The sequence below is a fragment of the Vibrio sp. 9-16B-A1 genome (genome assembly GCF_056726165.1).
In genome coordinates this window covers 101,410-114,578 of record NZ_JBSDZD010000013.1, presented here as the reverse complement: position 1 = coordinate 114,578, position 13,169 = coordinate 101,410, and the positions used below count along the sequence as shown (strand labels likewise).

Genomic DNA, 13,169 nt, shown 5'->3' with positions numbered 1-13,169 from the left:
CCAAAATGAACAATAGATTAGTGAAATTACTTTTTTTCATGGGGGTCTTCTTTCCCTTTATAGATGTTGTTAGAGTGTACAAGTTTGAAACCTCACCACTTGCTGGGCTGGTTGCTTTTTTTTCTGTATCTCTAGCATTTTTGTTTAGGAGTAATGAACGTGTTAGCAAGGTTTCTTTTTTATGTTTGGTTTTTTTACTATTACTGATTCTAAGGCTTAGGTTAGATTATATATATGATGCTCGATATCTGTTATTTTACGTTAAAACGATAATTTCATTTATACTCGGTATTAGCGTGCTTTTATATGCATCTAGATATGGCGGTAATTTAACTGTAAAGATGCTAAAATACTTCATTTATACCTGGTTGATAGTGGGTATATTACAGTTGTCACCAGTGTCAAATAATGTTCAAGTTGTATTGGAAGCAATTATGACTCGCTCCGCTTACTCAGAAGAGTCTGGCAGGGGGTTAAACATGCTTGCAAATGAACCTAGTTACGCGGGAATGTATATAGTCCTATTTCTCGTGGTGTTGGATTATATTAAAGTATTAGGGAATAGAATTAATCCAGGAATGTATGTAATTCTGGGTGTGTTTGCAATTATGACGTTTTCATCGAACGCTATCCTATTACTTATGTCTTATATAGTGCTAAAAGTGGCTTTTTCAAAAATAAAGATGTATGTAAAGTTGGCGCTCATCATAATTCCTGCCATATCTTTGTTTGTTCTTCTTCAAATGGAAGTAGAAGCAAGAAGTTTAACAATGTTAAAGACTCTCATTGAATCTCCTTCAATGTTGCTGCTCGACCAGTCTCTTTCATCAAGATTTTATTTTATATTATCAACATATTATGGTGCTTTGACTAGTTACTTGTTCGGGTGGGGGACTGGTTCATATTCTTTTAACTGGATGAGCATCGTAACACAACTAAATATAATATCCGACGTCCCGCAAGCGTTTGAAATACAAAATGCGTTCCACGAGGCTAAATATATTCCACCTATGTCCTTTATGGGAGGGATCGCCCATGACTTGGGTGGGTTTGGTGTACTCATTATATTGTTAATAATGTTCGGTCCGCTCTTTTCTTCTCGGAAGTTATCTGGAAATGTGGAAATTAAGCGATACCTATTGTTTTCTACGTTGCTGATCCTTTCTCTTTGGTTGCAAACGGCTTCATATTCGTTACCATTACCTTGGTTTATTATTGGTCTGAATTATAGGCTGGTGTGGGTTTTTAGGAATGATGCAAATGAAGGCTAGATATTTCTCTATAGATTTCCTGAAGTTTTCGCTAGTAGTAGGTATGATGTTCAGGCATGCACCTTTGTTCTTGTTCGATGAGCCTTTAGTCGAGTACTCTGTAAATGAACTAAGCGTCTATTCTTTTTTTATTCCTGTTACGTCAGGTTTTATTTTTGTATTAGGCTACACTTTGGGGCTTTCATTTGATAAGACTTATAGCTCATTTCCAAAGCATGTGAGATTAGCAATAAAGTTATTTGTTCTATCTTTGGTGTTTGCTTTTGTAAGTTATTTTTTAAGGGGGAATGAAAGACCTTTTCATGAGTTCTTTTTTCTATATGAGTATAATACTCCAGGGAAGCCTGGGTTGTATATTTTATTTCCTTTGTCGCTATTGGTTGCATTTTATTCTTTAGTAAGGCAGGGGTGCGCTAGTTACGAGAAGTTAGCGGTGTTTGCCCTGTTTTTTGTATTGATATGCATATATGTCAGCTATGGATTTTACTGGGCTTATTACCTGGCGTTTGGGGTTTTTGGTATTTTGTTGTCATTTATCGATTCTATTAGGGGGCTTTTGTCTCGAGGTCGACTTTCAGTGGCGGCTATAATGTTATTTATCTATCTGTCGTTTTTCTTAGTGTCACCTGAATTTGGCTTTATTGTTGAGATTTTGATGTTGCTGGTTTTTTCGTTGATTATGATAAATGTCGGCAGTGCCTTAGAAAGATATTTGGTTGGAGCTGGTTTTATTTCTTATCTTTCAGGCGAGATTCTGGTTTTTTATATTGTTCATGTGGTTGCTTTGAATGTCATATCTCGTTTTGTGTCTTTTAGTTCGTGGCTAGAAATGACTTCTTTTTGTTTGGTTTCTGTTTTTGCTCTTATTCCATTTATTAGGCTATTTCGTCTTTTTGTATCTAAAAGGGTAATATGATTATGAAGATTACAATTGTTTCCTTTTCTGATATTCGAGGCGGTGCTGCAAAAGCTGCTACACGACAAGTTAAGATGATGCGAGATTTATATTCCGACATGGAAATAAACTACGTTGTAGCAGAAAAACGAAGCGATGACAATATTATTATTGGCCCGTCGTTTTTTTCGTATTTCATTCATTTTGTTTTGAGATTGTGCTCACTGCTAATAGTTAAGCTTCAGTTTGGGGTTGCTCCAGGTAAGCGTTCTCTTAATTTGTTTAGTTCAAGGCATGTGATAGAAAATATTGACTTTAGTTCGGATGTAATCCATTTGCATTGGTTTAATAACGATACGCTTTCTGTCCGTTTTTTGAAACGATTGCTAAGGAGTTATGACGGGAAAATAGTGATCACTCTTCATGATGATTGGTTATTTTGTGGGACTGAACATAGTGTCTTTCAGGATGAGAGGTACAAAACTGGCTATTCAGAAATGAGAAAGTTAGGTTATGGGCTTAATTTGGAGTATTTGGGCTTTGAACGAAAAAAACGTTTAAAGCCATTGTTGGATAATCCTAACGTTATTTTTACAGCTCCTTCTTTGTGGATGATGGAAAAAGCAAAAGGTAGCTTGATATTGCGTGATGCTGACATTCGATATGTGCCTAATGTACTGGATACAAATGTTTTTATACCTTCGAATAAGCTATCATCTAGAGAGAGATTGGGGCTCAAGTCCGATAGTGTTATTATTGCTTTCGGTGCGGTAGGTGGTACGTCTAATTACTTGAAGGGCTATGATCTGCTTACAAATATGCTGGCTGACTTGCAACATAAGTTGGACGGTTTTACAAAGAATGTAGAGCTGTTAATTTTTGGAGGCCGTCGACAGGATAGCTCCGATGTCAATGGTTTTAAAGCAGTGCATTATGGCAGGGTTGATAGTATGTCTGAGTTAGCAGTTCTTTATTCTGCTGCTGATTTGGTTGTTATACCATCGAGGGTCGAGTCATTTGGTCAGGTTGCAGCTGAAAGCCTCTCATGTGGTACACCGGTATTTGCATTTGATAATTCAGGCCTTGGCGAGGTAGTTGATAGGTGCATAGATGGCTTTACTGTGCCGGCTTTTGATACTGATGCTTTAAGCGAAAGAGTTTATTCTTACCTTTTTAAGGATGAAGAAGAGTTAGAGTTACTAGGTAAACAGGCGCGTGCAGCAGTCATCGAACACTATAGTACTGCATCAGTTGCACAGCGTTGGTACGAGATTTATAACGAGAAATGAGATTAAAATGTTTGAAAATAAAGTAGCGTTAATAACTGGAATTACAGGGCAAGACGGCTCGTATTTAGCAGAGCTTCTCCTAGAGAAGGGTTATGAGGTTCATGGTATTATTCGTCGGGCTTCATCTTTTAATACAGAGCGAATAGATTCCGCTTTAGACTGTTCAGATAAGATTCACCTGCATTATGGTGATCTAACAGATTCATCGAACCTGATTCGACTGGTAAAGGAAATTCAGCCTGACGAAATCTATAATCTAGGTGCAATGTCTCATGTAGCGGTCTCATTTGAATCCCCGGAATATGCGGCTGACGTTGATGCTATGGGTACAATTCGTTTACTCGAAGCTATTCGTATTAATGGCTTGGAAAAGAAAACACGTTTTTATCAAGCGTCTACCTCAGAGCTTTACGGAGAAGTGCAAGAAATTCCACAGCGCGAAACTACTCCTTTCCACCCACGCTCGCCTTATGCTGTTGCGAAAATGTACGCATATTGGATTACTGTAAACTATCGCGAGTCTTACGGTATGTACGCATGTAATGGTATTTTGTTCAACCATGAGTCTCCGCGCCGTGGTGAGACTTTTGTTACCCGTAAAATTACCCGTACTATTGCAAACATCTCTCAGGGTTTAGAGTCTTGCCTTCAATTAGGTAACATGGACGCATTGCGTGACTGGGGCCATGCAAAAGATTACGTGCGAATGCAGTGGATGATGCTACAGCAAGAAGTTGCAGATGACTTTGTGATCGCAACAGGCAAGCAAATCTCAGTGCGCGAATTTGTTCGCATGTCTGCTAAAGAGGCCGGCATTGAGCTCGAGTTTAGCGGTGAAGGTGTAGATGAAATTGCAACCGTTGTTGCGGTAGACGCTGAGAAAGCGCCTGCAGTATCCGTGGGTGATGTTATTGTTCGCGTTAACCCTAAGTTCTTCCGCCCGGCAGAAGTAGAAACGCTGCTAGGCGATCCAAGCAAAGCTAAGGCTAAACTTGGTTGGGTTCCTGAAATTACTGTCGAAGAGATGTGTGCAGAAATGGTGCAGTGTGACGTAAACAAAGCCAAGCAACATGCATTGCTTAAAGCAAATGGCTTTGATGTATCCATCTCGGTAGAGAGTTAATGATGATGAGCAATACTAAGAAGCGAGTTTTTGTTGCTGGCCATAACGGTATGGTTGGCTCTGCTATTGTTCGACAATTGACAAGCCGTGGTGATGTAGAACTTGTCACTCGCAGCTTTGAGGAGCTGGATCTAACCAACCAGGCTGCTGTTGATGCGTTTTTTGCCGCTGAATCGATTGATGAAGTCTATTTGGCAGCAGCAAAAGTCGGTGGCATCCATGCGAATAATACTTATCCTGCCGAGTTCATTTATCAGAACTTGATGATTGAAAATAATATCGTTCATGCCGCGCATGTGAACGGTGTTCAGCACCTGCTGTTTTTGGGCTCATCGTGTATTTACCCTAAACTCGCAGAACAACCAATGACTGAGCAAGCGCTTTTAACAGGCGTGCTGGAAGCGACTAACGAGCCGTATGCGATTGCCAAAATTGCTGGTATTAAATTGTGTGAGTCCTATAACCGCCAGTACGGCCGGGATTATCGCAGCGTAATGCCAACTAACTTATACGGCATGAATGATAACTTCCACCCTGAAAATTCGCACGTTATTCCAGCATTAATGCGCCGTTTCCATGAAGCTAAGTTAAATAATGCGGATGAAGTGGTCGTTTGGGGTACGGGCACGCCAATGCGTGAGTTTCTTTATGTCGATGATATGGCGGCAGCCTGCGTGCATGTAATGGAGTTAGATAATGATACCTATCAAGCCAACACAGAGGCAATGCTATCCCATATCAATGTAGGCACAGGTGTAGATTGCACTATTCGTGAAATGGCAGAAACCATGGCCAAAGTGGTGGGCTTTGAAGGCAAGGTCGCTTTTGATAGCAGTAAGCCTGATGGTACGCCACGCAAACTAATGGATGTTAGCCGTTTAGCGGATCTAGGCTGGAAGTACAGCATTAGCCTGGAAGAAGGTCTAACCAAGACTTACCAGTGGTTTTTAGATAACCAAGATAACTTCCGTAAGTAACATTCGAAAGGATAGTTGATATGTCCCGGTTAGACACGGAGTTGTTTAAAACCGTTGTGGCCCATACTCCACTCATCTCTATCGACCTTATCGTGCAAGACTCTCAAGGGAGAGTCTTGCTCGGCCAGAGATTAAATCGCCCAGCCAAAGGCTATTGGTTTGTCCCTGGTGGGAGGATCGTAAAAGATGAGACCATGGCACAGGCTTTTGAGCGCTTAGTTCAGCAAGAGCTCGGTTTGCATCAGCACATACAGGACGCTGAGTTTCTCGGCCCATACGAGCACCGATATCAAGACAACTTCTCGGGCGATGATTTCAGCACCCACTATGTCGTACTAGGCTATCGCCTGAAGCTCGATATCGATATAACAATGTTGCCTAAAGAGCAGCATGGCACCTATCAGTGGTTTAGTGTGGATGAGCTGCTAGGCTCAGATAAGGTTCACGCCAACACTAAGCTCTATTTTCAATGAGTGAAATCAAGATGTTATTACCAGTGATTATGGCGGGAGGCTCGGGTAGCCGCTTATGGCCGTTGTCTCGTACACTTTACCCAAAACAGTTCCTGTCGCTCACCAGTAGCCAAACCATGTTGCAGGAAACGGTTAGCCGTTTGGCTTCTATTGAGCATCAAGCGCCATTGCTCATTTGTAATGAAGAGCATCGCTTTATCGTTGCAGAACAGCTTCGTCAACAAGAGCAAGCTCATAGTGGCATCATTTTAGAGCCTGTTGGGCGCAATACAGCGCCAGCTATCGCCCTTGCGGCTTTAAAAGCGGTGCAAAATGGCGATGATCCTCTGCTATTAGTTTTAGCTGCCGATCATGTGATTCAAAATCAGTCAGCTTTTGCTCAATCAGTTGAAGCTGCTATCCCATTTGCGCAGCAAGGTAAGCTAGTTACATTTGGCATTGTGCCAACTGCACCAGAAACCGGTTATGGTTATATTCAGCGTGGTCAATCAAAGCATGATGACAGTGCCTTTAAGGTCGCTCAGTTTGTTGAAAAACCTAACATAGATACAGCGAGAGATTATGTTGCCAGTGGTGATTACTACTGGAACAGCGGCATGTTTTTGTTTAAAGCATCTCGTTATTTAGATGAACTTAAACAGCACCGCCCTGATATCTTGAGCGCTTGTGAGGAGTCACTAAAAGGCGCGTATGACGATCTGGATTTTATTCGTCTGGATACTCAAAGTTTCTCCGCATGCCCCGATGATTCTATCGATTATGCCGTAATGGAAAAAACTCAAGATGCGGTTGTTGTTCCTATGGATGCAAGCTGGAGTGATGTCGGCTCCTGGTCTGCGCTTTGGGAAGTTAATGATAAGAACGACGATAGCAATGCCATTCGTGGTGATGTTCTTACTGAAAATACAAGCAACAGCTATATCTATGCTCAAGATAAGTTAGTCGCTACTGTCGGTGTAGACAACCTTGTAGTCGTTGAAACTAAAGACGCGGTTTTAGTAGCAGAAAAAGACAAAGTTCAAGACGTGAAAAGCATTGTAAATCAGTTAAAACAAGCTAAGCGAAGTGAGCACTTACAGCATAGAGAAGTCTATCGCCCTTGGGGTAAGCATGATGCGATCACCGAAGGCGAGCGTTACCATGTTAAGCATTTGACCATTAAGCCTGGTCAACGAACCGCGACTCAAATGCACTATCACAGAGCAGAACACTGGGTGGTGGTTTCAGGTACGGCAAAAGTGACCAACGGTGATAAGGTTTACCTGGTTGGTGAGAATGAATCGACTTTTATTCCTGTTGGCTCTCCACATTGTATTGAGAACCCGGGTAAGGTACCTCTCATTCTGATTGAAGTGCGCTCAGGCAGTTACCTTGGGGAAGACGATATTGTTCGTGTAGAGGAAGGCTATGGAGTGGGATATTAGTGAAAGTTTCCATTATTACAGCAACCTATAACAGTAGCGAAACGATATCAGATACGCTTCGAACCTTAAATGAGCAAACATACTCAGACATTGAGTATATTATTGTTGATGGTGGCTCATCAGATAATACGCTGTCGGTAATCAAAGATAATTGTTCCCGAGTTGCGACGATAATTTCAGAACCCGACAATGGTATTTATGATGCGCTGAACAAAGGTATCAATTCGGCAACGGGGGATGTTGTTGGTTTCTTACATTCTGATGATTTATTTGCTTATCCCGATGCAGTAAATGATCTGGTTGATACCATGCAACGAGAAGGCTCTGACGCTGTTTATGCTGATCTAGAGTACGTTGCAAAAGAGGATACGTCTAAAGTTATCCGAAAATGGACTTCTGGTGAGTATGATCAACAAAAGCTACGTTCAGGGTGGATGCCTCCTCACCCTACTTTTTTCATGAAAAGAGAGCGGTATTTGTCGCTTGGTCTATTTGATCTCGGTTTAAAAATCGCAGCTGACTACGACTCACTCCTTCGTTACTTATGGACGAACAATGTGACCGCGAGTTACTTACCCAAAGTTGTCACAAAAATGAGAGTGGGTGGCGCGAGCAACCGTAGCTTGTCGAATATCATTGATAAAACCAAAGAAGACATTCAAGCATTAAAGAATAATCAGCTATTTTGGCCGATTGCTTTGTTGATTAAGAATTTTTCAAAAATACCACAGTTTTTTAAGAGGTAACGAATGCTGCTTTCTAATAAGGTGATTGCTGAATCAGGAATCCAATTCGGTACTAGTGGTGCCCGAGGTTTGGTTGAGCAGTTTACTCCCCGAGTGTGTGCCGCCTTTGCTTATTCGTTTATTAGCGGAATTAAAGCATCCTTTGATTTTAATATGGTAGCTGTTGCCATTGACAATCGCCCAAGTAGCCCTGCGATGGCGCAAGCGACAATTGCTGCAATTAAAGCGATGGGGCTTGAAGCTGTCTATTATGGCGTGATCCCGACGCCAGCGCTGGCATATTCTGCGATGCAGGATGGAATACCTTGCATCATGATCACTGGCAGCCATATTCCGTTTGATCGCAATGGTATTAAATTCTACCGCCCAGATGGTGAGATCACTAAAGCAGATGAGCAAGCGATTTTATCGGCTGAAGTGGTGTTTTCTGAGCCTGAATTAGAAGAGCTGAAGGTATCTAACAGAGCTGCTGAGCAGTATGTGGCAAGATATACAGAGCTGTTTCCAGATAACCTGTTGGCAGACAAACGCATCGGTATCTACGAACACTCTAGTGCTGGCAGAGAGCTGTACCAGGGGTTGTTTGAGGCTTTAGGGGCAGAATTTATCTCGCTGGAGCGTACCGATGAGTTTGTTCCAATTGATACAGAAGCGGTTGCTGAAGTGGATAAAGCCAAAGCACGTGCCTGGTCAAAAGAGCACAACTTAGACTTTATCTTCTCTACAGACGGTGATGGAGACCGGCCGTTAGTAGCGGATGAAAATGGAGAGTGGCTTCGCGGTGATATTCTTGGGCTGCTGTGTGCAGAAGCGATGAACATTGAAGCGCTGGCCGTACCGGTGAGCTGCAACACTGTTATTGACTCTTCAGTAAAGTTTGCCAAAGTATCGCGCACAAAAATTGGTTCACCTTATGTCATTGAAGCGTTTTCTCAGCTTAGCCAGGAGTTTGGCGCAATTGCCGGCTTTGAAGCCAACGGTGGCTTCCTTCTGGGTAGTGATGTTGTAGTGAATGGTAAAACCATTAAGGCTCTGCCAACTCGCGATGCAGTGCTGCCTGCTCTTATGTTGCTAGCTGCAGCAAAAGAGTGTGGCATTGCAGCTTTGGTTAACGCTTTGCAGCCACGTTATACCGATAGCGATCGCATTCAGAATTTCGCAACGGAGAGAAGTCGTGAAATTATCGCCAAAGCGACGGGAAAAGAAGATAACTTATTGAGTGTGCTAGGTTTTGATGCTGCTCAGGTGAGCTTAGTTGATACGACTGATGGGTTGAGAATGACGCTGGATACCGCAGATATTATTCATCTGCGTCCTTCTGGTAATGCGCCTGAGTTGCGTTGTTATGCTGAGTCAAGCTCGCCAGAAAAAGCGCAAAACATAGTAGGGCAAGTGCTGCAACTGATCCAGTCCGTAGATACAACACAGTGGTAGATCTTGCTGTTCATTATGTAACCCTCCCCAAAAAAATGGCACCTCTGAAAGGTGCCATTTTTGTATTTGATTCTAGAGCTGTGATCTCACTTTTAAAACGCCTTCTCTGGCATGCCCCGCCATTTGCGAATCGCACTGGTAATACGCCACACATAAGCCAGCAGCAGTGCATACACTCCAAAAGTAGCAATAAACAACCAGAACATAACCGGTTCAGGAATCTCAACTGCTTCACCGTAGATGCCAAATCCGGCAAATGCAGCAGCAAAGCTGCAGATAATCAGCAGAGTCTGACGGGAGCTGAGCCCAAGACGCTGGAAGATATGGTGGAGGTGTTCACGGTCTGGTTTGAATGGTGAATCGCCACGGCGCACACGGCGGATCATAATTGCAGCCATGTCCATCAGCGGAATGGCAATCAGCCAAAGTGCGGTGACCGGGCGCATAAGCAGTTCACCGTTACCGGCATTGGCCTGGCTGGCGCTGAGTAAAATCCAGATCACGCTAAAGCCAATCATCATGCTGCCCGCATCACCCATAAATACTTTTCTCTCCCTGCCCAGAAGGCCAAGGTTCATACAGATGTATGGAATCATACTGATTACAATCACTACGCACAGGTAAGCCAGTCCGTGCTGCCCGTCCAACTGAAGTAACAAAGCCAATGCGCCAAACGTTACCATAGAAAGCCCGCCTAACAGGCCATCAATGCCATCGACCATATTGAATGCGTTAATTGCCCCGATTACCGCCAGAATGGTAATGATGGTGCTGACGACACCCTCACCCAGCCAAAGTACGCCGGGGCCAAACATGTTACCCAGGTAGTGAAGGCTCAGGCCTGCAATATAAATCATCGCCACAGACAGCGCCGCCTGAACCACCATCCGCACTTTGAAGCTCACATCAAACTTATCATCCAGTGCTCCAAGGCCGGTAAGCATAGCAATGCAGCCCAAAAACAGTTCACTGTGTAAAATGATATCCGGTTTATGAATAATGAACTGAGCCAGAGTAATGCAGATCGAAATGCCACCAACCAGAGGCACCGCACCAGTGTGAAGCTTGCGTTCGTTGGGTTTATCGACCAGGCCTGCATGCCTGGCGACCTTGCGCATTAAGAAGAGGGTCGCGAAAGAGAAGAAAAATACGAATAAAAGCTCTAAAAACATAATCCTGCCAACTGTTATTTTAGAATTGTAGTTCCTTTTTTTGTGGGCATATTCTAATCGAAAATGGGTCTGTAATGAAGACAGGTTTGAGAGGTAAGAGGTTAAGATGCGGGAAAGGTTCAGAGGCCTTGATATTGATAGATTAGGCACCATTGACTATGGTAACTGTCATGTGCTTGATTAAGCTGAAGAGGTGCAGTGCAACAGAGTCACAGAATTATCCTTCTCTTATTTTTTGGAGTTCCTATTAATGAGACGACTTTTCATACAGTTGCTGTGTTGTATTGGAGCAATAGCGATCATCGCACTTTCTCTGTTTCCAACGGAAATCAGGCTGTGGAACTTCGCGAATGCCGATAAATTGGAGCATTTCATGGCTTACTGTGTTTTAACGGTTCTGTTTCTGCGCGGAGCAAACTGGCGAGTAAGCATTATCTCGATATTACTTTTTTCCATGGGAGCAAGCATTGAGGTATTGCAGCACTTCACTGGTCGTGAAGCATCGTTCTATGATTTGGCTGCGAATACTGCAGGCATTGCAGCAGGGGGTTATGCTCTCGCTGTTTTTGAAAGCAAGTCAGTTCAAAATCAACAAATTACTTGCGCCCGGCAAGCGGATTAATTAACGCTTTCCCAGAACCCAGAACCCAGAACCCAGAACCCAGAACCCAGAACCCAGAACCCAGAACCCAGAACCCAGAACCCAGAACCCAGAACCCAGAACCCAGAACCCAGAACCCAGAACCCAGAACCCAGAACCTAGAACCTCGTCCCCCGAACCTCCCAAGTCTTTTTCCTGTCTTTCAACCCCCGCACAATTCGTGTAACCCGCCATGCGTACATCAACCCAAAAAGATAGACCCCAAAGCAGGCCAGGAATGAGTAAAACATGGTGCTTTCGGGGATTTGGCTGAGTTCGCCATAGATCCCAATTACAGCGTAGCCAGTGGCGACCAGGCAGATAGCAACCAAAGTCTGTCTGGAGGAGAGCCCCATGCGCTGGCAGATATGGTGGAGGTGTTCCCGGTCTGGTTTCAGAGGAGACTGACCATGCAGTACACGCCGGACCATAATAGCGACCATATCCGTCAGTGGGACGGCAATCAGCCACAGCGCCGTGACCGGGCGGATAACGTCTAACTGGCCAGGCTGGCTTAGCTGAAGAAGAAGCCAAATCACGATAAAACCGATCACCATGCTGCCGGTGTCACCCATAAACACCTTACCTTTAATCAGCCCCAGGTTTCTGGCCAGGTATGGGATAAGTGCAGTGATGATCACGCCGCACAGTAATGCCAGTTGAACGTGTCCGGCCATCATCAGCAGGACAGCAATGGAAGTGATGGTGACAATGCTTAATCCACCCAACAGGCCGTCTATTCCATCGACCATATTAAATGCGTTTATCGCTCCGATAACAGCCATCACTGTCAGGAGTGGAGCAAACCACCCCAGAGTGATATCACCGCTTCCTGACAGATTGCCAAAAGAACTGAGCTGGAGGCCGGTAAACCAAATCATACTGATGGTCAGCAGGGCCTGAACCAGTAACCTGGAACGACAGCTAAGATCAAATCTGTCGTCCAGTAGCCCCAGTATGGCGAGTATTAAAACTGCGAAGCTAAACCAGGCGGAGTGTCCCGTAATCGCCGGTTGAAATACAGCTATCGAGATGACAGTAAGCGCTAACGCGATGCCGCCAGTTAAAGGAACAGCACCCTGGTGATGCTTACGATGATCGGGAAGATCAAGCAGATTGAATCGCAGCGCTAACTTGTGCGCCGCGCACAGGTAACCCCAGGATAGCCCGAGGCTGAGAAGAAGAGTCAAAGCCATAATGAAACCTGCCACTGAATGGAGATGCAATCGTTTCTTGTTATTGACAGGTAGTACTAGCTGGTATCGTCCATGTGTACCTCTGAAATCCATTCCCTGGGTGTTTAAATATCGTACAGGAAAGGGCAGAGTGCAAGTCGGACAGAGCTGTTTATAATATTGGTTGTTTCCGGAGCGGGTGGTGAGGCGTAAAGGAAAACCGGGCATACAGCTTCACGACATTCAGGCCATATGAACACGGCTTTTGTTGTTATTGTGGTTATGGGGGTATAATACCCGCCAGTTTCATCTAATTTGCAGCTTCACGTCTTGAGGGCACGGTAAACCTCAGGGCGGTAGCGTGTTTAATCGGGCCTGAAGACGGGTTTGTTGTGCTGAATCAAGGTTGTACAGCGATAACTGTGGTTAAGCAACTGGGCACATTGAAGCTGAGCTGTATACGGGGAACATTGTTGTCGGTTTTTTGCTGATGGTAGAAAAAGTAATGACGGCTTCGGACTTAAGCGCTTCCCTCGCTTTTCGGCTCTGG

The 13,169-nt window shown here is 44.0% G+C and carries 12 protein-coding genes; 10 read left to right on the top strand and 2 right to left on the bottom strand.

The window, feature by feature from the left end; translation table 11 throughout:
* Window positions 1–5: 5 nt before the first annotated feature.
* Genes ACVB80_RS19215 through ACVB80_RS19175 form a run of 9 tightly spaced genes read left to right on the top strand, consistent with a single transcriptional unit; the run spans window position 6 to window position 9,632 of the window.
* A complete protein-coding gene (locus ACVB80_RS19215; RefSeq protein WP_481082898.1) occupies window positions 6–1,271 on the top strand; it encodes a hypothetical protein in 1,266 nt (421 codons plus the stop codon).
* Window positions 1,261–2,187: a heparan-alpha-glucosaminide N-acetyltransferase domain-containing protein gene (locus ACVB80_RS19210; RefSeq protein WP_481082897.1), complete on the top strand. Its 927-nt coding sequence runs from the start codon at window positions 1,261–1,263 to the stop codon at window positions 2,185–2,187. Before ACVB80_RS19215 ends, ACVB80_RS19210 begins: the two co-directional genes overlap by 11 nt.
* A gap of 2 nt (window positions 2,188–2,189) precedes the next feature.
* Window positions 2,190–3,455, top strand: a complete 1,266-nt coding sequence (locus ACVB80_RS19205; protein ID WP_481082896.1) for a glycosyltransferase — start codon at window positions 2,190–2,192, stop codon at window positions 3,453–3,455.
* A 7-nt stretch (window positions 3,456–3,462) separates the two neighbouring features.
* On the top strand, window positions 3,463–4,578 hold the full coding sequence (gmd, locus tag ACVB80_RS19200; RefSeq protein WP_481082895.1) for a GDP-mannose 4,6-dehydratase: 1,116 nt from the start codon (window positions 3,463–3,465) through the stop codon (window positions 4,576–4,578).
* The gene (gene fcl / locus ACVB80_RS19195; protein WP_481082894.1) at window positions 4,578–5,555 is read left to right on the top strand and encodes a GDP-L-fucose synthase; all 978 of its coding nucleotides are present in this window, start codon (window positions 4,578–4,580) and stop codon (window positions 5,553–5,555) included. Before gmd ends, fcl begins: the two co-directional genes overlap by 1 nt.
* A 20-nt stretch (window positions 5,556–5,575) precedes the next feature.
* Window positions 5,576–6,028: a GDP-mannose mannosyl hydrolase gene (locus ACVB80_RS19190; protein WP_481082893.1), complete on the top strand. Its 453-nt coding sequence runs from the start codon at window positions 5,576–5,578 to the stop codon at window positions 6,026–6,028.
* Window positions 6,029–6,039: 11 nt separating this feature from the next.
* Complete coding sequence (locus tag ACVB80_RS19185) at window positions 6,040–7,452, top strand: mannose-1-phosphate guanylyltransferase/mannose-6-phosphate isomerase (protein WP_481082934.1); 1,413 nt, start codon at window positions 6,040–6,042, stop codon at window positions 7,450–7,452.
* Window positions 7,452–8,198: a glycosyltransferase family 2 protein gene (locus tag ACVB80_RS19180; RefSeq protein WP_481082892.1), complete on the top strand. Its 747-nt coding sequence runs from the start codon at window positions 7,452–7,454 to the stop codon at window positions 8,196–8,198. Before ACVB80_RS19185 ends, ACVB80_RS19180 begins: the two co-directional genes overlap by 1 nt.
* Before the next feature lie 3 nt (window positions 8,199–8,201).
* Window positions 8,202–9,632, top strand: coding sequence for a phosphomannomutase (locus ACVB80_RS19175; RefSeq protein ID WP_481082891.1), 1,431 nt, complete (start codon window positions 8,202–8,204; stop codon window positions 9,630–9,632).
* A gap of 92 nt (window positions 9,633–9,724) precedes the next feature.
* On the opposite strand, the gene wecA (ACVB80_RS19170) is transcribed toward ACVB80_RS19175, so the two are convergent.
* Window positions 9,725–10,804, bottom strand: coding sequence for a UDP-N-acetylglucosamine--undecaprenyl-phosphate N-acetylglucosaminephosphotransferase (gene wecA, locus ACVB80_RS19170; RefSeq protein WP_481082890.1), 1,080 nt, complete (start codon window positions 10,802–10,804; stop codon window positions 9,725–9,727).
* 250 nt (window positions 10,805–11,054) lie between these two features.
* Between wecA (ACVB80_RS19170) and ACVB80_RS19165 the strand changes: the two genes are divergently transcribed.
* Window positions 11,055–11,426, top strand: a complete 372-nt coding sequence (locus tag ACVB80_RS19165; RefSeq protein WP_481082889.1) for a VanZ family protein — start codon at window positions 11,055–11,057, stop codon at window positions 11,424–11,426.
* Window positions 11,427–11,563: 137 nt separating this feature from the next.
* Here the strand turns inward: ACVB80_RS19165 and wecA (ACVB80_RS19160) are convergent, their stop codons facing one another.
* Window positions 11,564–12,640 carry a UDP-N-acetylglucosamine--undecaprenyl-phosphate N-acetylglucosaminephosphotransferase gene (gene wecA / locus ACVB80_RS19160; RefSeq protein WP_481082888.1) on the bottom strand — a complete coding sequence of 359 codons (1,077 nt, stop codon included), beginning with the start codon at window positions 12,638–12,640 and terminating at the stop codon, window positions 11,564–11,566.
* Between the last annotated feature and the right edge of the window lie 529 nt (window positions 12,641–13,169).